The sequence below is a fragment of the Magnetococcus sp. PR-3 genome (assembly GCF_036689865.1).
GTDB lineage: Bacteria > Pseudomonadota > Magnetococcia > Magnetococcales > Magnetococcaceae > Magnetococcus.
Genome location: NZ_JBAHUQ010000001.1, coordinates 554115 through 578627 on the forward strand (window position 1 = coordinate 554115; position 24513 = coordinate 578627).

Genomic DNA, 24513 nt, shown 5'->3' on the forward strand with positions numbered 1-24513 from the left:
CTAAAAAGGCATGGTGAGCTTCGTCCAAAGACGGAGCTTCTGTTTTTTGCCATCGGCATCATTGCCATCAGAATCCCGCCCGCCATTGAGGCCAATACGGGTGGCCGCAACCGAGGAGAGCATTACATTCTTGTATAGAGCCCAGTTTACGCCAATACCCACGCCATGCAGATAATAACGATTGCCGATATGGGTAGATCCTGCATTCCAATTCGCCCAAGGAGAGTGGTTGACCTGAATCCAACCATGATCGTAAAACACAAAGCCCTGCAATTTAGACATCAATGGATGCCGCAACTCCACGGTACTTTGAACACCATGATCCCCAGATCCCTCACCCGGAGGATAGGCCCGCAAACCGCTGGAACCCCCCAGCGAAAACTTCTCGGCGGAGACCAAATTCTGCATCGCATACTGCCCCTTGATCGAAAGCCACAATTGGCTTTTATCGCCAACCTGCTGTAAACGACTATAAGAGACACCTAACTTGGCATAATCATTGGGCGCATTGGATGTAGAGGAGATCACAGAATGAGTGACCTTACCCACATAAAGGTTACTCCCCAGGGTATTGGAACCGCCCCCCTTCCAACCATCGGACCAGTTACTGGAGAGCCCAGCATTGGCGGAATCCATACGCCGTTTGGAGTAGACCGAGGTACCAATCTCATCCAGAAAAAAACGCCTGGAGAGCTCCAATGTTCCATCCAGCTTTTGTCCACCCGCAAGATGCATAGGCTGGGATAAAGTCAAGGTCAGGGACTCAGCAATACCGGCCGGGGTCGGCACGGTAGAGGGCACCACATAGTCCATCCACATATAGCTGCCACTTAACCGCGCGCCATCTGGACGCAAGGGGATGGAAACCTTACCAGTGTAGACATTGGTGTTGCTTTGACGGGTGAGGTTCAGCCCGAGCTGTTCCCCCAGCCCCAAAAAGCTATCGACCGTCGCCGCACCGGTACCCCGCCACTGGCCGGAGCTTTTGGAACCATAGTTATCCAGGGTGGCACTGCCACTAAGCAGGGGCGTATTGGCCATACGCACCACCACATCGGTATCCCCTTCTTTTTCACCGGACTTCAACACCATCGCTGCCGTAACACCGGGCACATCATCCAGGGTTTTAATTGCCTTTTTCATGGCTTCTGGACTAAACAACCCCTTTTGAGGTTGACCATGTCGCACCAACCATTGCGCGATACCACTGTACAGACGCAGCCGCTCCTCCTTATGCTCAATGGTAACCGCCCCCAGGTGCGCCTCAACAATACGCATGGTCAACGTGCCCTCACCCAGCTTCTGGGCAGGCAGGGTCACTTTGGCCCACATACCATGCTTTCGATAGTGGTTGGCGATCAACTTGGTGAGCTGCTTGAGCCCAGCCATGGTATATTTCTGCCCCATATAGGGGGCGAGGATGCTCTGCAGCACCTCCTCGACAAAGGAGGCATTACCTTCAAAGCGAACCTGTTGAATGTTAACACCAGCATCACCAGGGCCAGCAGGCGCCACCTCTAATTTTTCAGCCGGCTTTTTCTCCGGCTTGGCCACAGGCACAGGCTGTGCAGCACGCTCCAGTTTTTGGTGCTCACGCAGCAACGAACCCGCATCTGGCGTGGCCTGGGCGTTCACCGAACCAGACCATACGCACAGCAGGGCACCGAGTACTATGCCTGTGTTAACCTTACGGCTCACAGCACTCTCCCCCCCCCAGACACATAGAATATTTCATTCATCGCCACGCCCCAACACACCGTTACTTCAAAGGTTTGTCGTTAGGGTTGAGGTAGAGCTCTTTGTTCAGTTTATCCAACTGAACATTGGCACTACGTCCATAGGGTGGAATGGGGTTGGCAAACCACTGGTTGAACAGCTTTTCCATCTCCCCATTTTTCATCATGCTGGCGATGGTCTCATCGGCAATTTTTTTAATCGCCTTATCACCCTTGGGCAACATACAGGCATAGCCAGAGGCGTTGGTACCCAGCGGATAGACCACATAGGGGGAGGCATCCTTGATACGCAACATTTCACGGGTAACCAAACCCAGGTTGGAGAACAGAGCATCCGCTCGCCCCTCCTGCAAAGCCTGCATGGCTCTTGGGTTATTCTGCTCTTCAACCAGAATGATATTACCTAGCTTTTTCGCATTTTTAACGTTGCGGCTACCCGCCACCACCGCAACACGCTTGCCGATCAGATCTTGGGCAGATTTAATGCCACTATCTGCACGGGTGGCAAAGGCATTGGAAGAGACAAAAAAGGTGTTGGAAAAACCCACATGCTTTTCACGCTTGCGTTTATGCGAAGTACTGGTGCACTCCACATCCACCACATTGGCCGCCACCAACGACATACGGGTGGAGACCGTCATGGGGTTCCAGCGAATGGTCAGCTTGTCCAGTTTCAAATGTTTCTGAATGGCCGCAGCGATACGCTTACTGATGGCCACCCCAAACCCACGCTGCCCCGTATTATCCAGGTAGCTGTAGGGAATGCCGGTTTCATAGTATCCCATCACAATGGTTTTATGCTTTTGGATACGCTGCAACCGCCCGGTCATGGTCGAATCCTCCGCGGCCTGTGCAGCCATCGGCCATGCCAAGAGCACCCCAAACACCAGCGCAATCAACTTTTTCATGATGTACTCCATCCTACTCAACACAGGTTAAAATGTTGACTCACGTACGAGAACTACGGCCACGGATCGTAGTGTGTCTATAAACGGTATGGTGGATTTGGCCTCAATCACCGCCTCTCCCATACCGATCTGCGCCATGGGCGGCGCAGTTTGTAATGCAATACGTACCCGAAACAGGGTCTCTTTCGGGGTCAAACCATCGGCATCTGCTTCCACCGCTAAATCTCCACCATGCTTGGAGGAGAGTAGTGTCTCCGGTAGCTGAGTAACCCGCTGGCTGTCCAACTCCACCACCGCACCCAACAGAGGATGCAGAGGACTGGCCTGGGTATAAAACCGCACCCGATTACCCACCTCAATACGCTGCAGGGCCTGTTGGCTCACAAAAGCCTCTGCCACCCAGGTAGTCGGGTTCATTACCACGGCCAGGGGCTGATCCGGTTTGACCCACACACCGGGGGTCAATAAGGGGTCAATGTCGGTGACCTGACCAGCATAAGGCGCTTTAAGGTGCAGCCGCTGGCTCTGCTCTGTTTCAGCCTGCTGCTCAGCATTTCTGACCTGCCACATCTCCTGCAGCCGAGAGCGTTTTTCCTCCCCCTTGGGCAACCCCATCAACCCGACCAACTCATGCTCCAGTGCCTTTTTGCCTGCCGAGGCCTTAGCAGAGCGCATCTGACTATCTGGCTGGGCCAGCGTGAACAGCAGCTCCCCTGCCTGAACAGGACCTGGCAGGGCATGCTGTGCCACCAACTGAGCAGGAACGGGGCTGTAGAGCACCTGGCTCTGTGCCGCATGCAGCCAGGCCGGTGCAGAGACCTGTCGATCCCAGGGCAGCCCCCCTATTGCCAAAAGCCCCCCCAACAGAGCCAGCAGTTTTAATCGCCCAGCCATGCTGATCTCACCCCGCCTCCCATACCAAACCTTGACCTCGCCAGCGATGGGCCGCCAGACAAACCACCAGATCTCCACAATAAAGAGGAAAATCCCCAACGCTTTGAAGAAAAAATAGTAGACCGCAATGGCAATACCGATGAACATAACAAACCGGTAGAGCCAGGTTAAAAAGGCAAACAGCACCAGAAAACGCCGTCTACTACGGGTTACCGTTTCTGGTAATGGTTCATCCCACCCCAGTAAATTGTTCCGCAACCACATCTGCGCCATAGCCCCAGCCCGTTGATGCAGGTTGGGCATCTCTAACACATCGGCCAAAATATAGTAGCCGTCAAAGCGCATGAACGGACTGGCATTAATCACCAGGGACAACACCCAAGCGGTGGTAGCCAGAAAAAAAAAGGCATCTCGCCAAACACCCGGTTGTGCCCAATTCCATGCCAGCAGCGCCAACACCGCCAGCGCCAGTTCCGCCACAATACCCGCAGAGGCAATGGCCAATCGTTTATCATGTTCCTTCAGCCGCCAGGACTCACTGGTATCGGTATAGAGCACCGGCCATAACACCAAAAAGGCAAACCCCATATGGGCCACCCGCACACCATACCGGGTAGCTGTAAAGGCGTGCCCTAACTCATGCAGACTTTTGGTCAGTACCAGAGCCCCCAGATAGCCCATGACCCCTTGGGCGGAGAGCGTATCTACAAACGAAGCTGCAAACAGGTCCAACTGCTGCATGGTCATATACAGCGCAACAACCCCCAGACCTATTAATAGATAGGCCACAGCGCGCGAATAGAGCCACTGCACCCCTTTAAGATGCTGCTCAAGCCACCCACTTGGTCGCCACAAGGGAATACGAAAAAAAAGGTAGTGATGAAGTAGATTTTTTAGCCGTGAATATTTAGATTTCTCATAATTTTTAATCAACTCATCGGTGTGCTCTGGCCCCTCAATGCGTGTCAGTTGTTGACCATTTAAAAACGCCACCAAGGCATCTAATTCCTGGGGAGAAACCAAGAGTGGTGTCTGGGTGTTGGTGGCTTCAATAATCGCCTCTGCAGACCCCAAATGCCATCGAGAGAGCAGCTCAAACTCCAGCCATCCAATGGCAATAAAGCGGTTGGTTACCGGATCCTGTATCGTCCAGGATGGAGACCCATCATGAAACCGTGCGGCCTCATACAGACGCAGGTCATCCCGCAACTTGGGAAGCACAGGTCAGACACCAAGCCATTGACGAAGCGCACCCATCGGTCTGCGCATCATCCAATAACCCAACGCTTTACGTGCCCCGTAAACTTTAGCTACGCCGCGCAACCCAAAGCGGGTTTCCCCCCCCTCTTTCAGCTGACCACGTAGATGGTACGATGCCACCCCTTCCGGTGAGAGCGACGCTTGATAGCTGGTCTGTACCAGGGTGGCCTCCAGGGCATCCAACGGTGCGACCTGCAGAAAGACCCGAATATCGGCCCCAGGCTCCAGATTAATGGCATCCGCTACCGGCAGCCACATCAACACCCCAAGATCATCGGCCTGAGCCAACTCGCCCACCCGCTCCCCAGTCACAACAGGTTTTCCAATCCAATCATTGGCATCACTGTAGACAAAGATACCATCCAGTGGCGCATGGATGGTGGTGCGGGCCAACGACTCTTGTAGGTAGGCCAGCTCCAACTCTTTTTCACGGACCTTACCCAGCAGTGCAGCCAGTTCAGCTTTACTCTCTAGCTGATCAAACGCCCGCTGCTGTGCTACATGGGCCTCACTCCTGACCACCTCCAGGCTTTGCTGGGCAATGCGTTGCTGATTGCGTAAAGGAGCTTCATCCAGGGTAAACAGTGGGTCCCCTTTTTTTACCTTACTATTGGGGGGCACCAAAAACCGTTTAATCACCCCCTCCATAGGGGCCGTTACCGTCTCCGATTTTAAGGCGATAATCTCCGCCTGGGCCAAGGCCGACAGACGTACCGGAATGGCCAAGATCAGCAGGATTAGAACAACCAAACCTACCCGCCATGGGCGTAACCGCAACCGCTCGCGCACCCCCTTTAAAAACGTTCTCTTTTGCAGTGCCTCAGCACAGTAACCCCAGGTTTGGGCTAGAATACCCAACAGCTGCAGTTCAGCCTCCTGCCAAGGCTCTTTGCGCACCAACAGAGCCGCACCTTGTCGGCTGCCATCTCTACCATGGCATGGCACAAATAGAGCGTGGTCCGGCCACCACTCCCCCCAAGATTGAGCCAGCGCCTCATCCAACGCTTCACGTGCCACCACAATGGGGTCAGGGCCTACATGTTTGGCATGCATGACTGCACAAAGCTGGTCCAGCCAGACCGTAAAGGGAGAGGCCTCCTGGATAGAGACCAATCCAGTCACATTTTTTAGCTTTAACTGCCCCAGGGTGTTGTTGAAATAGACACACCCCTGCTGATACTTGATGAGCTGCCAAGTATCATTGGCCACGATAAAGCTTAACTCTGCCATGTTCTGAGCACGCAACAGCCGCTGCTGCAACGAGATCAATAAGGATACCGAGGTGTCACTCACAATCTTAGTGCGGTATGCGGAAGGAGGCGATACCACTCATACCTGGTAGCAACTCCGGAGCATGAGAGACAATAGATGCCTCTAACTCCACGGTATGGCTGACAGAATCCACCCGTGAATTCATGGCCTGCACCTTGGCTTGGTAACGTTTACCTGTCTCATCAATCTCAAGATTGAACGTGTTACCCTTTTTTAACCATGACAGCCACTTGGCAGGGGCATTCATGCGTACCTTTAACGGTCCAGCACTGAGAATTTCCAGTACCGGTTGTCCTTGGCTGACCCCTTGAAAGGGTTTGGCCACAATTTTAGCAACCCGTCCATCAAAGGGTGCGTAGATGGTACAGTGCCGCTGTTGCGCCTTATACAGCGCCAACTGAGCTTCGGTTCTCGACACTTCATTGGCTGCCAGGGCCACTTCAATATGCCCAGCCTGGGAGAGCGCCTGTAGTTTCAATTTATTCTCATGACCAATTTGTGCCGCCGCCCACTCTGCCTCACCCATTTTCACCTGGGCATCCTGCTCGGCACAGACAAATGTCATGAGAATTTGTCCGCTTTTAAAAGCACGCCCCAGTGTCATGGGGGACTTTTTAACGCGACCATTCAGGGCGCTGACCAGGGTAGTTTCAACCCCGGCTGACAACAACACACGAATCCCCTGCCCCTGCATGGTCAGGGTAGAGGTGGCAATACCTCCGGGGTTAGCCCATACCGGCCCCACCCCAAGCAGAGTGAAGAAGAGCAGGCCAACACCACCTTGGCTAGACAGCCATTTACAGATCCTCATCGCGGATTACTCCCCAGCATGGGTCTGCAACAATCCACGCACCATCCCTACATTGGCGATGATAGCTGATTCGGCAAAGGTTAAAAGCGTACGGTTGGAAGGGTTGGCCGTAAGGGTACTGGCATAACGTTTTTCCCCTACTTTTTCCCCCTTATCATTGTAGACCGACAGCAACCAACTGGCGGGCCTCACCCCTTTTTGAATACCGTCCAGGTTCATCGTCATCCGCAATTGATGCTTAGCATCGGCCTTGGAAGGCATACGGTTGCGATCAAAAATGGACTGCACACTGTCCATAATCTGCCCATTAAGTGGTGCATCCACCCCCTCAATATGCACACTGAAAGTGGGCAATTTAGCGGGCAAGACCGAAGCGTGAGCAAAGTTATTTTTCTCAACCCGGTTGATGTGCTGAACAATGACTGCACCTAAATCTTCGAGAGTGAGTTTTTTATCCAACTTGGGGGGAATCACCTCAAACCCAACCGAATTGAAGATACGCCCAAAAGCCGACTGGGCCGCGGCATAGGCCGAGTAACGCTTAAATTCTGAGTTCAAGGCACGGGTTTTGGCACGAATAGCCTCCAACTTTGCATTCATCTGCGAACCACGGGCTGCATGGGCAAAGGCCGACATGCGCTGATCCACCAGGAAGGATTCATTGGCAACATCCAACTCCTGCAAGGTCAGCTTGTAGCGCTCTACCGCAACACGAACCTGAGTCAAAACCGCCATGGAGAGTGCCATACGACGCACATTATCTACCTCCACCTGACGCTGCTGGGTATCCTGCATGCTCTTATAGCTAAAGGCCTTGAATAAATTCCAATTCACCTTCGCTCCGGCCGTCAGCCAGTTGTCATTGAAGAGATATTTGTTGGAGTCATACTCAAGCCCAAATAACAAACTGGGGTTGGGTAGCAGGGAGAGGATCTGTTTACGGGCCTCGGCGGCGGTAATACGTACTTTATAATCTTCCTGACGTAGCTCAGGGCGGTAACGCAACGCCATCTCTTCAAGCTCTGCGACGTTCAAGGGGGCGGGCTTCAGTTCGGGCTCATCAACCTCATCGACCGAGAAGTCGGTACCCGGTGTGATGTTCATCAAAGCCGCCAACTCCCGTTTGGCCAGATCCAACTCGGTACGGCGACTGGCCAACAGGTTAACGGCATCCAACAACATACGCTGATAGCTGAGTGCCTCTTTGGGGGGAATCAAGCCCTGAGCTTCAGCCGTGCGAGAACGCTCTAGGGCGGCACGTACCTGAACGGTTAGTTGATCCGCCTGCCGTGCCAAGCGTTGCGCCCCTACAGCCCGCCAGTAGGCAGAACGCACATCAGAGAGAATGTTCTGCACCACCCGCCGACGCCGCTCTTCGGCAATCAAAACCTCATTGGCTGCCTGCTTGGAGCTGTAATAACCAATACCAAAATCCAGGGCGCTCCAGGTGAACTCCGCTGTCATATTGCGGTTATCCCCCGGCTCACTACCGGTATAGGAGGGCGTTGCAGGATCTGTCGCCACACCGGTTGCGGAGTCGATATCATAAGAGTAGGAACCGCTGACATTGTTGCGATGGGTATAACCCGCAGAGGTCATAAGATCCGGCAACATTTCAAAGTTGGCGACCTCAGAGAGGCCCCGGTTATGGGCCTTCTCCATCAACTTCAAACGCAAATCCAGGTTGTATTTAAGTGATCGCGCCAACGCCTCATTAAAGGTAATCGGCGCAAAAACCGGATCCTGGGCTGCATAAATCTTAAACTGGTCTGCCTGCACCCGACTACGCACATCCCGGGAAGTAACCGGATCAGGCGTGATAACACAGCCAGCGACCACAATACCTAACATCGACACGACAGCAAGGTTAAGCCATTGCTTTGTATTGTTCTTTAACTTATTTGGCATGTGACTTCTCTTATCCTAGATCGATTGTTCTGTCATGTTGTCATTGGGTTGTGGCTCAATGGCCGCCAGTAAGGATGCCACATCCTGGGCCTGTTCAGAAACACGCTCTGTGCGCCCTGCTTGCATCAACTGCTCACCAAAACCTTGGAAATTCAAAATAGCGGCCTGCTGCCCATCCTCACCTACCTCAGGGAACGCTGGCGCCTGCTCTCCTGCCGCCCCTCCCTCTTCCAGCTCAATTTCTTCACCAAAGAACGCCTCAGGAGCTTGGGGCTCAGCCCCTTCGATGCCACCTTCAGCCCCGGCGCCAAAGGGCGCGGCACCGGCTATGGGTGCTCCCCCCAAAGTAGCTGCCGCTGGTGCAGCTGCGGGGACAACACTCTGCGCATTAAAGATTGTGGAGCTGTCCACATTGGACTCCACAAACCCGTTACTACCATCCCCCATAATACGCTGGAAGGTCGCTATCGTATCCTGACGTGAGGCCTCCACTGTGGGCAAGACATGTAGGGCCAAATCGCCACTCAAACGATTGATTACGGCTTGAGCCTCGGCGGCAATGGAGTCCGCAAGCTGGGCAGCATTCAGCTCCTCACGGGCTTCGGCCACGGCATCCAAAACAAAGGCCGCTTCAGAGGGACCGGCTCTCTGCCCTAAGTCTGGTTCTGGAGGAGGTAGTGGTGCACCCGCAGAGGTGTCGGAACGACCGGGTCGGTCATCATCCAAACCACGATCTTTGGTCTCTGGTTTTCCCCCTGGCATATTAGGGCCGTAGATTAAACCTGTTGCATCATCAACAATAGAACTCTGACCAAGGGCATTGTTACTGGTGTGGTCGCTGTAAGCCGCCTGTAGGGAGAAATTTTCAGAGATCTCGTAAAGATCGTCATCCTCACTGGAAATATCGACCCGAACATTGAACTGACCACCAGTTGGTACGGTGGGCTTGCTGTTGGCACTGTAAATGGTCCAGCTGGAACCACTGTAGGAAAAATCAACCTGCGCCTTTGGATCCAGGGTTGTGGTGCCATCCACAACAGAAAGATCCAGCCCATAACCAGAGAGAGCGGTTACCGTAAACATACCGTAGGTAGAGTTTTCGTTAATGGGTCCAAAGGGGGTCACACTCACCGGACGGTCATCATCCAGATTGGTCGTGGAGGTTGCCGGTGTACCGCTGGCAAAGTTAGGCCCATAAATGGTGCCGTTGTACTCATCCACAATCGAGGTCTGAGCGGAGGCCTGTTTGGTGGTGTTGTTGCTGTAATTGGCGACCAGCGAGAAGTTTTCCGATTTCTCGAACACATTATCCTGCTCACTGGTAATGGTTACCCGTGCGTAAAAGGTCTGGGTAGCGGTCCCACTGCCATCAATTTTGGGCTTGTGCTGGGCATCGTAACTCTCCCAGGTCACCCCGTCGGTAGAGTATTCAATCAATGCACTACTGCTAAGTGCTGTCGTCCCATTGCTGATGGCCAGGTCGACTTCAAACCCCGGCAAGGCATCCACCGTAAACATGGCATAGGTGGAACCTTCACTCACCGGACCATATCCAGAGACGGTCAACCCTCGATCATCATCCAGACCTGTTGTGGTCTCCCCGGGTACACCGCTGGTGAAATTAGGACCATAAATGACGCCACTGCCATCATCCACAATAATGGTCTTGGCCGTATCTGTGGTGCCTGCATTGTTGACATCGGTGGCCGTTAGGGTGAAGGATTCTGCATCTTCAAAGGGGGTATCCTGCTCACTGGTGATATCCACCCGCACATAGACCGGTGCCGTATTGGAAGGGATGGTGGGTTTGTTACTGCTGCCGTAGGTCTGCCAAGTAGAACCATCATAGGAGAACTGTACGGTCAGATTGGTCAGATCCAGGGTCGTGGTACCATCGGCTACCGTCAGATCCAACTGCTGACCACTGGTTCCCTCCACCACAAACATGGCCCAATCGGCGGCTTCGTTCACTGGCGTAAAGGAGCGCACACCCACGGTGGTGCTGTCATCATTGGTGCCACCACTGCCGGTACCATCATCACGAATTTCGCCAATCCCCTGGGCGTCGGAGATGGTCGCGCCCGAGGCATTGAACAGATTGACATTGAACTGCTCACTCACTTCGTAACGGGCATCATTCCAGATATTGGTCGTAATGGTCTTAGTCGTATCACCTGCAGCAAAGTTCAAGGTACCACTGACGGCGGAATAGTCATTGGCGGTGGTGCTACCCGCATCCGCCGTACCATCTGCCGTGGAGTATTGAACCGTGGAAGCTAGATTGGTGTTACCGCTCTTGGTTACGGTAAAGGTGATACTGCCAGCACCCTCGTTACGGGTGATGTCATCAATGGCAAAGCTAGGACGGTCATCATCCAGATTGCTGGTGCTGCTGCCCGGCGTACCGGAACTCATAGAGCCATCATAGATGGTCCCTGTACCATCATCGATAATGCTGTTGGAGATATCATCATTGATGGTGGTATTGGTGCTGTAAGCTGCCTGTAGAGCAAAATTTTCACTGCCCTCATAGGTGGTATCCGCCTCACTGCTGATATCCACACGCACATTGACCGTCCCAGATGCAGGTACCGAAGGCTTGGCGTTGGCCGAATAGGTCGTCCAGGAGGTGCCACCATCCGTCGAGAACTCCATACCGGTAAACCCGGACCACGTGGCCTGGGTACCTGAACTGCTATTCTGTAGGGTCAAATCTAAAGCATACCCTTCAACCGCTGTAATGGTGAACATGGCGTATTGAGAGGCTTCATTAACCGGACCATGGGTGGTGATCTCCAGGGTCCGCGTATCTACCGACATGGTCACGGTATTATCAGCGTCTGCGCCATCAGCATTGGCATTACCCGTGGCATCGGTAAACTTACTGCTGGCCACATGTACCACCCCATCGGTGGTACTACCTGTGGTGGGGGTGAAGGTGGCGGTATAGACCGTATCACTCACAGCAGACCAGTTTGAGAGGCTACCTCCGGTGATGGTGACATCGCCTTCAACAAAATCGCTGGCCGCTTCAGAAAGGGTAAAGGTCACCGTGGCGGTTTCACCCGTGGTTAACGAGGCATCATCCGTGGTAATGGCAATGGTAGGCAGAATGGTATCCACGGTCATGGTGACCTGATTATTGGTATCGGCCCCATCGGCATTCTGGTTCCCCACACCATCGGAAAACTTGGCGCTGTCCACCCGCACCACACCATCGGTGGTGCTGGAAGCGGTGGGGGTAAAGGTGGCGGTATAGACACTACTACTCACCGCGGTCCAGTTGGAGAGCGCGCCACCGGTCACCGTCACATCGGCCTCGACAAAATCGGTAGAGGCTTCGGAGAGGGTGAAAGTAACCGTGGCGGTATCCCCAAAATTCAGTGCCGCATCATCGGTGGTGATGGCGATGGTGGGCAGAATGGTATCCACCGTCATGGTTACCGTATTATCGGCATCGGAGCCATCTGCATTTTGATTGCCCGCACCATCAGAAAACTTACTACTGGCCACATAGACCACCCCATCTGTGGTACTGCCGCTAGAAGGGGTGAAGGTGGCGGTATAAACACTGTTGCTCACGGCACTCCAGTTGGAGAGTGTCCCCCCCGTGACCACCACATCCTCCTGGGTAAAATCACTGGCATTCTCAGAGAGTGTAAAGGTGACCGTAGCACTGTCGCCCACATTGAGCGTGGCATCATCGGTGGTAATAGCAATGGTGGGGCGTACCGTATCCACCGTCATGGTCACTTCATTATTGGCATCGGCTCCATCAGCATTCGAGTTACCAGCGGCATCAGAGAACTTGGCGCTATCTACCCGCACCACACCATTGGTGGTACTGGCATCCGTTGGGGTGAAGGTCGCGGTATAGCTGGTTCCACTGCCACTAAAGTTACTCAGAGCACCCCCAGTTACGGTGATATCACCCTGCACAAAATCGGTGGAAGTTTCGGAAAGGGTGAACGTCAGCGTAGCCGTATCACCCACATTTAACGCCGTATCATCGGTACTAATCGCAATGGTAGGTAAAATGGTATCCACCGTCATGGTAACCGTATTATTTGCATCCGCCCCATCATCATTCTGGTTACCAGAGGCATCGGAAAACTTACTGCTGGCCACATGTACCACACCATCGGTGGTACTGCCACTGGTGGGGGTAAAGGTGGCGGTATAGACCGTACTGCTCACCCCAGTCCAGTTCGACAGAGCGCCACCCGTCACCGTTACATCACTCTGCACAAAATCTGTTGCCGCTTCAGAGAGGGTAAAGGTTAACGTGGCGGTTTCACCATGAATAAGTGCGCTATCATCGGTGGTAATGGCAATGGTGGGGCGTACCGTATCTACCGTCATGGTGACCGTGTTGTCGGCATCCGTACCATCTGCATTTTGATTACCCGCACTGTCGGAAAATTTACTGCTGGCCACATGTACCACACCATCTGTGGTACTGTCGCTGCTGGGGGTAAAGGTCGCGGTGTAGACGGTGCTACTTAGCGCCGTCCAGTTGGCCAGAGTACCACCAGTTACCGTGACATCACTCTCGACAAAATTACTGGAGGCTTCGGAGAGGGTAAAGGTTACCGTCGCTGTCTCCCCCACGGTCAACGCCGTATCATCGGTGGTGATGGCGATGGTGGGTACAATGGTGTCCACCGTCATGGTGACCTGATTGTTGGCGTCATCCCCATCAGCATTTTGGTTGCCTGCGCTGTCGGCAAACTTGCTGCTATCCACCCGCACCACCCCATCGGTGGTACTGGAGGTCGTAGGCGTGAAGGTGGCGGTATAGCTGGTTCCGCTGCCACTAAAGTTACTTAAGCTCCCCCCGGTCACCGTCACATCACTTTCGGCAAAATCACTGGAGGATTCTGACAGCGTAAAGGTCAGGGTCGCGGTCTCTCCTGCAATGAGCGCACTATCATCGCTGGCAATGGCAATGGTGGGACGTACCGTATCCACGGTCATGGTCACAGTATTATCCGCATCAGATTCATCGGCATTCTGATTGCCTGCCGCATCGGAAAAGGTGCTGCTCGCCACATGCACCACGCCATTGGTGGTGCTATCACTGGTGGGGGTGAAGGTGGCGGTGTAGACGCTATTGCTCACGGCTGTCCAGTTGGAGAGCGCCCCTCCTGTGATGGTGACATCACTCTGGGCAAAATCACTGGAGTCCTCGGAGAGGGTGAAAGTTACGGTGGCCGAATCGCCCACATTCAAAGCGGTATCATCAGTGGTAATGGCAATGGTGGGCAGTGTGGTATCTACATTCATGGTCACGGTGTTGTTGGCATCCGCACCATCCTGGTTCTGCACCGACAGGCTGTTGGAGAAAGTAGAACTGGCCACATGCACCGTACCGGTGGCCGAGCCATCCGGGGTAAAGGTAGCCGTGTAGGCCGTACCACTGCCGCTGAAGTTGCTCAACGCCCCCCCGGTCACGGAAATGTCGGACTCGACAAAGTCTGTGGAGCTTTCGGTTAGATTAAACGTGATGGCAGCGGTCTCACCCGACTTTAGGTTGGCATCACTGGTGGTGATGGCAATGGCCGGGAATACCGAGGTATTCACACCCATGGTCACCGTGTTATCGGCATCACTACCATCCGCATTTTGGTTGCCTGCCCCATCAGTAAACTTACTGCTGGCCACATGCACCACCCCATCGGTGGTACTGCTTGCTGTGGGTGTAAAGGTTGCGGTGTAGGCGGTACCACTACCGGAGAAGTTACTCAGAGTTCCCCCTGTCACCGTCACATCACTCTCGGCAAAGTCACTGGAGGACTCCGAAAGCGTAAAGGTCAGGGTGGCGGTCTCACCGGTGGTCAGGTTGGCATCACTGGTGGTAATAGCGATGGTAGGTAGCGCCGTATCCACCGTCATGGTCACCTGATTATTGGCATCGGTACCGTCGGCATTCTGGTTGCCCGCAGCGTCGGAAAACTTGCTGCTGTCGACCCGCACCACCCCATCTGTCGTGCTGTTATCGGTGGGGGTAAAGGTGGCCGTATAGGAACTACCGCTGCCTGTAAAGTTACTTAACGTGCCACCGGTTACCGTAATATCACTAGCCACAAAATCTGTGGAGGATTCCGACAGAGCAAAGGTCAGGGTTGCGGTTTCACCATAGGTCAGCGTGGAGTCATTGGTGGTAACGGCAATGGTGGGCAACACCGTATCCACCGTCATGGTCACCTGGTTATCGGCATCAGCCCCATCGGCATTCTGGTTACCGGCACTATCGGCAAACTTGCTGCTGTCTACCCGCACCACACCATCTGTGGTACTGCTGTCGGTGGGCGTAAAGGTGGCCGTGTAAACGGTACTGCTGGTGGCTGTCCAACCGGAGAGCGCCCCACCCGTTACCGTGACGTCACTCTGAACAAAATCACTGGAGGCTTCAGAGAGAGTAAAGGTTACGACGGCCGTATCCCCTGCATTCAAGGCCGTATCATCGGTGGTGATGGCAATGGTGGGTAGAACGGTATCTACCGTCATGGTTACTGTATTGTCTGCATCACTACCATCCGCATTCTGATTGCCTGCGGCATCAGAAAATTTACTACTGGCCACATGCACCACACCATCGGTGGTACTGCCACTGGAGGGGGTAAAGGTGGCGGTATAAACACTGCTACTTACGGCGGTCCAGTTAGAGAGCGTACCGCCAGTCACCGTTGCATCGCTCTGAACAAAGTCGGTGGAGGCCTCGGAGAGAGTAAAGGTAACCGTCGCACTATCCCCGGAGTTTAACGCGCTATCATCGGTGGTAATGGCAACCGTTGGCAGCACGGTATCGACACTCATGGTCACCGTATTATCGGCATCACTACCATCCGCGTTCTGGTTGCCGGCACTGTCAGAGAATTTACTACTGGCCACATGCACCACACCATCGGTAGTGCTGCCGTCCGTGGGGGTGAAGGTCGCGGTATAGACCGTACTGCTCACCGCTGTCCAGTTGGAGAGCGCCCCCCCGGTCACCGTGGTATCACTCTGCACAAAATCCGTGGAGGCTTCAGACAGTGTAAAGGTTACCGTCGCCGTATCCCCTGAGTTCAACATCCCATCATCGGTTGTGATAGCAATGGTTGGGGGAATGGTATCTACGGTCATGGTTACCGTATTATCCGCATCACTACCATCCGTATTCTGATTGCCTGCGGCATCAGAAAATTTACTACTGGCCACATGCACCACACCATCGGTGGTACTGCCACTGGAGGGGGTAAAGGTGGCGGTATAGACGCTACTGCTTACGGCCGCCCAGTTGGAAAGAGCCCCCCCGGTGACCGTCACATCGCTCTGTACAAAATCCGTCGAGGCTTCAGAGAGTGTAAAGGTTACCGTCGCCGTATCCCCAACATTAAGCGCGCTATCGTCGGTCGTAATGGCAACCGTTGGCCGCACCGTATCCACCGTCATGGTTGCGGTATTGTTGGCCTCAGATCCATCGGCATTCTGATTGCCAGCACTGTCGGAGAACGTGCTGCTTGCTACATGCACCACACCATCGGCAGTACTGCCATCGGTCGGCGTGAAGGTGGCGGTGTAGACGGTACTGCTTACAGCTGTCCAGTTGGACAACGCACCACCGGTGATGGTGACATCACTTTCAGCAAAGTCGCTGGAGGCCTCAGAAAGGGTAAAGGTTACCGTAGCGGTATCCCCCACATTTAAAGCGGCATCATCGGTAGCAATGGCGATGGTCGGCAACAGCGTATCCACACCCATGGTGACCTGATTATTGGCATCCGCACCATCGGCATTCTGGTTCCCCGAAGCATCGGAAAATTTGCTGCTATCCACCCGCACCACACCACTGGTCGTGCTATCGGTGGATGGGGTAAAGGTGGCGGTATAGACCGTACTACTCACCGCCGTCCAGTTGGAAAGCGTGCCACCCGTTACCGTCACATCACTTTCAATAAAGTCGCTGGAAGCCTCAGAGAGGGTAAAGGTCATGGTGGCGGTTTCACCCGCTTTTAACGTAGTGGCATCACTGGTGATTGCGATAACGGGACGTACCGTATCCACGCTCATGGTCACGGTATTATCCGCATCGGCCCCATCCGCGTTCTGGTTGCCTGCACTGTCGGCAAACTTACTACTGGCCACATGCACCACACCATCTGTGGTGCTGCCCGATGCGGGGGTGAAGGTGGCGGTATAGACGGTACTGCTAACGGCTGTCCAATGGGAGAGCGTTCCCCCCGTCACCGTCACATCGCTCTGGGTAAAGTCGGTTGAAGCCTCAGAGAGGGTAAACGTGAGCGTCGCGGTATCCCCCACATTGAGGCTACTATCATCGGTGGTGATGGCAACGGTAGGTGCCGTGGTATCACCGGCAGAGGCTGTCACAGTCAGGTTGGCACTGGCCACACCTCCACGATCATCGCCGATAACATAGGTCAAGGCAGGCACAGAGCCGGTATAACCGTTGGAGGTCGTAAAGGTATAGGAACCATCACTAGAGATGGTAAAGGTCCCAACCCCAGAAACCGTGGCGGATTGGGAGCCGCTCAAAGGCATCATGTAGGTGGTGCCTTCAAGGGTATAGTTCACCACCCTCAGGCTGTCGCCATCCCCATCAGAATCGGTACCACCAGTACCAGTACCGGTGCTGATCGTACCAGAGATTAGATTACCAGCCGCTGTGCCGGTCGCGTTTGTGGTGACACTGTCATTCACGGCCGTGGGGGCAGCATTGGTGGGTAAAATAGAGTTCAGGGCACTATCTACCCGGTCTGATGAGCTGCCCACTTCATAAACGGAGGCCCCTGCCGCAGGTGCATAGCCTGCATAGACCGCACCGGAAGCATTGGTCTGCAAAATGACTGTGGTGCCATCGGCAGTTGTCTCTTGCCCACCGCTGATAACACCCTGAAAATAGCTGTCATCTACAACCAGTAAAATGGCACGGTTATCACTGGCATCACGGTCACCGTCCTGGTTGCCATCGTTAACCGCATCACTAAAGGAGGTCCAATCGGTGTCATACCAGAAGTAGAAACCCTTCACATCTCCCTTAGATTTAATCGGGCGACTAATCCAACCATAGTAGGTGTTGCCATCCACATCTAACTGCACCACCACATCATTCCCGGAAAAACTGCCCTGAGAACTGCCATCGTTGATGGTGGTCGCACCCAGCTTGGTGCCGATAAAACGATCGGTCTCCTGCTCTTTTTCCGCCAAGTGGCGAGAATCCGTGGGATACATGGCATAGGCGGCAGAGAATTGATAGGAGGCAAACTCCACATCTACGCTTCGCCCATCAACCACCACCTGACCGTGATCCTTTTCCAACGCCAAGTCGGTCATGGCAGCACTGTCCAGCGTATCACCCAGTATCTGGGCAGCAAAAAGAGCCCCTTCATCCCCTGCGGTATCGACCCCATTATTGAGACGATGATCCAACGCATGGCCGATCTCTTCAGCCAGGAAAGCTGTCATCTCCGACTCACCCAACAAATTGACCCAACCTTGATGTAGCAATATGGTCGGCTCACCATTCAACCCTTCGGCGGCAAACGCAGCAACAGCGGTACTGTGACTGACACTCTCCATCGTGGCGACTTGCAACTGAAAAGTACCGGAACGGATCTCATCTTGAATCTGCTGTAGATTGGCCTGCCACACATCATCGGGTTGATCCTTGCCACCATTGAAAAGCGCAAAGAGCTGCTCTTGGGAGGCATTAAGAACAAAGGCCTCGACCGATTCAGTCGCTTTTTTGCCAGCATCCAGTAAGGTTTGGTTCTCTGGATCCAACCCCACCAGGGTCAATGCGTCACGGTCAGATTCTGAAATGGCAGGCTCCTGGGCAGCCTCGTCAGCAACATCTGCGGCACTGTCCAAAGTAACCATGACATCCAGCATGGCTGCACCGTCAAACAGGGTACGAGGCTCTAATGCAACGGCACGGTTGCGAAGCGGTTTGGTGCGATAGTGTTTGGACATGACGTCTCCAGGGGAACAAAACTTCAACTCCACTCTTAATCAAGCTTGGTCAGACCTGACACAAATGCAGCTTTTAGAACAGAGTGTTAACTAATAGAGTATGTACTGCAAAACTGACGCAGACAACATCAAAAACAAACAAAAACCTAACACAACAAGCCTAACCAACTGATAAGTTTGTTTTTACCCGCCCACAGACACTTTAAATTTTTATGCAATTCTTGAGACACGACATCAAAAATCTGTAATTAAATGAGATTCTTCATCAAAAAAATCGATCACCTAACCAAAAAAATCTTAGGCTACAGAGGGATAAGCCATTTTTATAGGCGATTAAACCCACAAGCCCTTTCCCCTAAGAAAACAGGTGGAAAGACACTGTTTTATTTCAAATCTTTTATATATTTACATGTATCTTTCTGCATTTTTCATACTCTATGTACATTTTTCACTTCAATGTTTTTACAAAATGAATCTATACTTTTGCATTTAATCAATGCTTTGCATGTTCACCTAATATTGGCAGGCTCCCCACAGCAGTTACCAAAAAAAAGGAACCTATATCTTAGGTGGGTTATTTAGCGTCAGAAACACCACACCAAAGCATTGTCTATCAATACCTTACCCCCACAAAATGATAGGATCAGCATAATAAACTGAGGCTTAAAGGTAACAGCATGACCAGCCCCCTCAACACATATGTGTGACGACAGAACGGCCCCAACCAAGGTCATTCTGGAAAAAACAGGACAGACCAACCCCTATTTATGCGAGCCCAATCATGCCCCCTAGCACGCCTTTAAACCAGATTATCCAAAGCCGTTTAAGCCGACGAGACCTGCTTAAGGGTAGTGTTGCAGGTGGTAGCATTATAGCCATGAGCGGACTACCAGGTCTGGCCTGGAGCCAAGGGGAAGCACGGGATACCACAGAGCTTTCAGACCCCACATCCTTTTCTTTTACCCGTATTGGTGACGAGGTCACACAGGGCGTTCAAATTGCCGATGGTTACACCGTTCAACCTTTGTTGAAATGGGGGGATCCCCTATTCCCTCACAGCCCTGTATTTGATCCAACCAACCAAACACCAGAAGCTCAGTTAACCCAGTTTGGGTACAATAATGATTTTGTAGAATTCATGCCTCTTCCGTTAGGAAGTGATAACGCCAACCATGGCCTGCTCTGTGTAAACCATGAATATACCTCTACCCCTGCAATGTTCCCGCTTCATCAGCGACATAACCGGGACCCTAAAGTTCTGGCACGATTGGTGGGGGTTGAGATGGCAGCTCAAGGCCACTCCATCGTAGAGATTCGCCGGGAGCAACCCGGCTCCTCTTGGGAGGTTTTACGCGATAGCCGTTATAACCGTCGCATCTCCACCCTACAAACAGCCATTGAGATAAGCGGGCCAGCGGCAGGCGATGAACAGATGAAAACAGCACAAGATCCCACAGGAAAATTGTGCATAGGCACCATGAGCAACTGCTCAGGTGGTGTTACCCCGTGGGGAACCCTGCTCCTTGGCGAAGAGAATTTTAATTATAACTTTTCTGGCGAACCTGAGAAAACAGAAGATCCCAGCCGATACCTAGAAATGGGCATACGCAGTGGATATGGCAACCGCTGGTACATGGTGGACCCCCGCTTTAATATTAACCGCACGCCCAATGAGTCCAACCGCTTCGGCTGGGTGGTAGAGGTAGACCCCTATAATCCCGATGCTCCCCCCATTAAACGTACGGCTTTAGGCCGCTTCAAACATGAAGCAGCCACCTGCGCAACGTTGCCCGATGGCCGCCTTGCCATCTACAGCGGAGATGACAGTCGTCATGAGTTTCTCTACCGTTTTGTGACACGAGATGCTTGGAACCCCCAGGACCGAAGCGCCAACAAAGCTTTACTGGATCACGGTATCCTCTCAGTTGCCAAATTTGAAGAAGATGGCAGCTTGACTTGGCTACCTCTTATTCAGGGTGATCTTGGTTTAACACCGGAAAATGGTTTTAAGACCCAGGCTGATGTTTTGATACGCACCCGCAAAGCAGCACGTCAGGTTGGTGCCACCCCCATGGACCGCCCTGAGGATGTTCAGCCGCACCCCAAGAGCGGCAAAGTGTACGTTGCCCTAACCAATAACACCCACCGACGCAAGAAAAAAGCTGATGGTGCAAACCCTAGGGGCCCAAATTACTATGGGCATATCTTGGAACTCACACCACCCGACCAAAATGGTCAGCCAGATCATGGTTCGGATCATTTCCAATGGAATATCCTTCTAATGGGCGGCCCCTTTAATAAAAAAGCCAAAAGCCAGTACAACGCCTATACGGAAAAATTTGGCAACTGGCTTGCTGCCCCAGATAATTTTGCTTTTGATGGCGAAGGCCGTTTATGGATTGCCACGGATCAAGGCAGCCAGCAACACAGAAGAAAACATGCCGATGGACTTTACGCCTGTGATTTGGAAGGCCCTGGTCGTGCCTTAACCAAACGTTTTTTGGGCTGTCCAGTGGGTGCGGAGCTGTGTGGCCCAGCCTTTACCCCCGATGACACCACACTGTTTGTCTCCATCCAGCATCCTGGTGAAAAACGGGGAGCGACCTATGAGAACCCCCTCACCCGCTGGCCAGATTTTGAAGAAGCCTTACCCCCTCGCCCATCAGTGATTGCTATCCAGCATAAGGACAAAAAGAAGATAGGGTCTTAATTAAAGAGGCTCATATTGTCACGCAACCATATAATTTCATTTACAAACAACTCATACTTACTAACGATAAACAAGGCTTAACGCGCCTTCCAAATCATGCCACTCTGTTGAGGTGGGTACACCTTTCTGGACACCCTTTCTGAGGGAGAACAGGATGCCCGCATAGAGGAGGTGTCTTAATAAACAAACGACCATTGCAACGGTATACCAAGAATTCAAAGATCGAGCCGTTGAGCTGATAAACAGCACGGATCAACCAGTGCCTGAAATCGCTGAGTAGCTGGATGTCAGCCCAAAGATCCTCTATAGCTGACGGGCACAAGCGCAGGCCAAGAAAGCGGGTAAATAGTCTTCTGAAACGATCAATCTTCAAAAAGAAAACAAACAGCTACGCAAAATTTTGACTCCGTTAAAAGTTAAAGCAAGCCACCTTAAAAAAGCCACCGCAGCCACCGCATACTTTGCTAAAGACAGGTGGTAGAAGTACGCCTTTATCCATAGGCAAAGGGTTTATCATTCTATAGAAAGCCTTTGCCGCGTATTGGATCTCTCCAAGAGAGTTTTTACGGCTGGTTTAACCGACGAAAATCAACCAGGGCAGAGAAAACAGGCTTTTAGGAGAGTGGATCGTTGAGATCTTTCATGGAAGCCGAGCGAGCCATGGATCCAGCCGTATATACCGATGTTTGGTTGAATATGGTGTTCGCGTCAGCAGAAGGCGAGTTGCAAGGATCAAACGCAAGTTTGGTCTGGAGCGCAAAGCCCAACGTCACGTCAAGGTCATGACTACAGACTTCAATCACTCTTTAGCAGTGGCCCCGAACCACTTGAACCGTGAATTGACCACTGAGCGACCAGATTAGGCATATGTGGGCGATATCCCCTACATCTCAACCAAGGAAGCTTGGCTCTATCTGGCGGGATGGATAGAGATTTTTTCACGCAGTCTTGCTGAATGGACCATGGCTGACCCTATGAGGCATTGCTGGTAACGGATGCTTTAATTAAGAATGGGCTACTTTAAGCACAGGCCACCAGTTGGCTTGATGGTCCCTAGCGATAGAGGAAGTCAATATGCATCCAACCTCTTAAGCGGCTTGCTCAAGGAGAGGGGATCCCTCCAAAGCATGAGCATCTTGGAGAGTGCTGAGAAAATGCGCCAGCAGAGAGCTTTTTCGGCACATTGAAAACTGAAGTTAACCGGAGGCTTGGTTTTCCATTCTCGCATGGGGGCCAAACAGAGCATCTTTGAATACATTGAGGTGTTCAACAACCGCCAGAGAATGCATTTAACCATTGGCTACGCCCCTGAGCAGTACGATCTGGCATTCTCAGTTTCTGCGTAAAAACCATTTAGACAAGTGTTGCCCCATCAATACATTCATACCACCATACTTGGCATGCCACTTGTACAAGGTCGCGCTACTCATACCGTGTTCACGGCACAGCTCTGGTACTGGAGAACCGAATTCTGCCTGCTTGAGCATGCTTATAATCTGACTGTCGCTGTAGCGAGACTTTTTCATCGAGAACCTCCTCAAAAAACAGGACGAGAAAATTCTACTTAGTAAGTCCCCTCAATTTTCAGGGAATTACCAATCCACTGGATGGATTCCGGCAGGATCAAATCTCCCAAGATTTTCATAGCCACACATCATCCAGTACCGACGTAACTCAGCCAGAAATCCTACTCTTTTTTTTGTGATTACGTTCCGCGTAGCGCATCGTTATTTATTACGGATGCCCATCTTTTTTAGCGCTGCGCTGATCGTGGCTTTATGAACGCCAAAATGGGCTGCTCGCTCTCTTTGCAAAGCATCTGGATAGGCTTTCAGATGCGCAGCAAGCTCTGCTTTATCAAGTTTGTGCCCCTAGGAACGTCAAAATGATTCAATCTTTACCTGTGACTATTGGTATGATTGCACAGGAAGCAGGCCCAACAGGTTATGGTTTAGCCCGCGCCCTTCAGTCTGCTGGATTACCGGTCACTGTAGCAGCGCCCAGCCGTATTCCACGTCCGGTCAGTCCAACAAACAAAACAGACCGGCTCGATGGCAGGAAATTAGCCGAGTTTGCTGCATCTGGCCTTTTGCGCCCTATTGCTATTCCTTCTGAGCATGAAGAAGCGTTCCGTTCGTTAGTGCGTCGACGGCATCAACTGATAGATTCGCTACGCCGCAGTAAACAGCGTATTCGAAGCCTGCTGCTCATCAATAATATTCCAGAGCCAGAAAACCTGGACAGATGGGGAAAACAGTCCATCGCATTACTTTACAGGCTCCAGACAACACCAACGATCCGCCAAACCCTTAATAGTCACATGCGGGCGTTGGCGTTTTTCTCAGCTGAACAGGCTCAAGTAGATTCACAAATCCATGCCCAATCGATTACTTGTGGTCAACAGCAGTGCATCAAACGCCTAAAAATAGCATGTGGTGTTGGTGACGTTACTGCAGCTATTTTTGCCGCTGAGTTGTTCCATTCAACACGGTTCCGCCGTGGTGAGGAAGTCGTATCATATCCTGGATTGGCTCCAATGGTGCGCGAGAGCGGATATAAAAAAGACCGTGGCCGGTTGCGTTCAGTTGGCCAAAAGAGATGATGCAGCCTGTTGATTGAAGCAGCGTGGGTATGGTGTCAAAAAGACCCCCAAGCTAAAAAAGTCGATCTTCATTAACAAATCTAAAAACAGCGATTACCCGTTTTTTTTCTGGTCCATAAAGATATTTTGATTGCTGAGGGCAAACAGGAATGGTGATGTAGAGTTGCGTTGGATACATACACAAAGATCGCTCTCACCTATTTAATGCGATGGGTATGACCGACTCGGTCTGGACTGAAAAATATTATGGGTTGAACCCAGTTAATTTTTTTATCGTACTGCTGTTTTGATAAGAGATGGCCGCCTATGCAGAAAGCATCTCTGGAGAGCTGATTTGTAATTGGAGCATGCATGGTAATGGCTAAGACTTTTTTCTTACGGAGTGTGCGGTAAGGATGAGGATTTTCAGGCACAAAAAAGCCACTCGATTGAGTGGC

10 protein-coding genes and 3 pseudogenes are annotated in these 24513 nt (G+C 52.3%); 3 read left to right on the forward strand and 10 right to left on the reverse strand.

Annotated elements, in window-relative coordinates; all coding sequences use genetic code 11:
• The 7 genes from V5T57_RS01575 to V5T57_RS01605 form a co-directional block, all read right to left on the reverse strand.
• The gene (locus V5T57_RS01575; RefSeq protein ID WP_332889395.1) at positions 1-1698 is read right to left on the reverse strand and encodes a ShlB/FhaC/HecB family hemolysin secretion/activation protein; all 1698 of its coding nucleotides are present in this window, start codon (positions 1696-1698) and stop codon (positions 1-3) included.
• A 61-nt stretch (positions 1699-1759) separates the two neighbouring features.
• Positions 1760-2644, reverse strand: a complete 885-nt coding sequence (locus V5T57_RS01580) for an amino acid ABC transporter substrate-binding protein (protein WP_332889396.1) — start codon at positions 2642-2644, stop codon at positions 1760-1762.
• 27 nt (positions 2645-2671) lie between these two features.
• Positions 2672-4759, reverse strand: a complete 2088-nt coding sequence (locus V5T57_RS01585; protein ID WP_332889397.1) for a site-2 protease family protein — start codon at positions 4757-4759, stop codon at positions 2672-2674.
• Positions 4760-4762: 3 nt separating this feature from the next.
• The gene (locus V5T57_RS01590) at positions 4763-6091 is read right to left on the reverse strand and encodes an efflux RND transporter periplasmic adaptor subunit (RefSeq protein WP_332889398.1); all 1329 of its coding nucleotides are present in this window, start codon (positions 6089-6091) and stop codon (positions 4763-4765) included.
• A gap of 4 nt (positions 6092-6095) precedes the next feature.
• The gene (locus tag V5T57_RS01595; protein WP_332889399.1) at positions 6096-6881 is read right to left on the reverse strand and encodes an efflux RND transporter periplasmic adaptor subunit; all 786 of its coding nucleotides are present in this window, start codon (positions 6879-6881) and stop codon (positions 6096-6098) included.
• A gap of 6 nt (positions 6882-6887) precedes the next feature.
• Positions 6888-8789, reverse strand: a complete 1902-nt coding sequence (locus V5T57_RS01600) for a TolC family protein (protein WP_332889400.1) — start codon at positions 8787-8789, stop codon at positions 6888-6890.
• 15 nt (positions 8790-8804) lie between these two features.
• A complete protein-coding gene (locus V5T57_RS01605; protein WP_332889401.1) occupies positions 8805-18764 on the reverse strand; it encodes an Ig-like domain-containing protein in 9960 nt (3319 codons plus the stop codon).
• 781 nt (positions 18765-19545) lie between these two features.
• Here V5T57_RS01605 and V5T57_RS01610 point away from each other — a divergent pair.
• Together V5T57_RS01610 and V5T57_RS01615 are read left to right on the forward strand one after the other, a co-directional pair.
• Positions 19546-21474 carry a PhoX family protein gene (locus V5T57_RS01610; protein ID WP_332889402.1) on the forward strand — a complete coding sequence of 643 codons (1929 nt, stop codon included), beginning with the start codon at positions 19546-19548 and terminating at the stop codon, positions 21472-21474.
• Positions 21475-21667: 193 nt separating this feature from the next.
• Positions 21668-22820 (forward strand): annotated as a pseudogene (locus V5T57_RS01615) (IS3 family transposase).
• Between the two features lie 6 nt (positions 22821-22826).
• On the opposite strand, the pseudogene V5T57_RS01620 reads toward V5T57_RS01615, so the two are convergent.
• Both V5T57_RS01620 and V5T57_RS20830 read right to left on the reverse strand, forming a co-directional pair.
• Positions 22827-23000, reverse strand: a pseudogene (locus V5T57_RS01620) (transposase); the annotation flags it as partial.
• 201 nt (positions 23001-23201) lie between these two features.
• Positions 23202-23330 (reverse strand): annotated as a pseudogene (locus V5T57_RS20830) (IS630 transposase-related protein); the annotation flags it as partial.
• A 29-nt stretch (positions 23331-23359) separates the two neighbouring features.
• On the opposite strand from V5T57_RS20830, the gene V5T57_RS01625 reads away from it, so the two are divergent.
• Complete coding sequence (locus tag V5T57_RS01625) at positions 23360-24076, forward strand: IS110 family transposase (protein WP_332889403.1); 717 nt, start codon at positions 23360-23362, stop codon at positions 24074-24076.
• 197 nt (positions 24077-24273) lie between these two features.
• Here the strand turns inward: V5T57_RS01625 and V5T57_RS01630 are convergent.
• Positions 24274-24513 (reverse strand): hypothetical protein (locus V5T57_RS01630; RefSeq protein ID WP_332889404.1); only part of this gene is annotated, 240 nt, incomplete at its 5' end.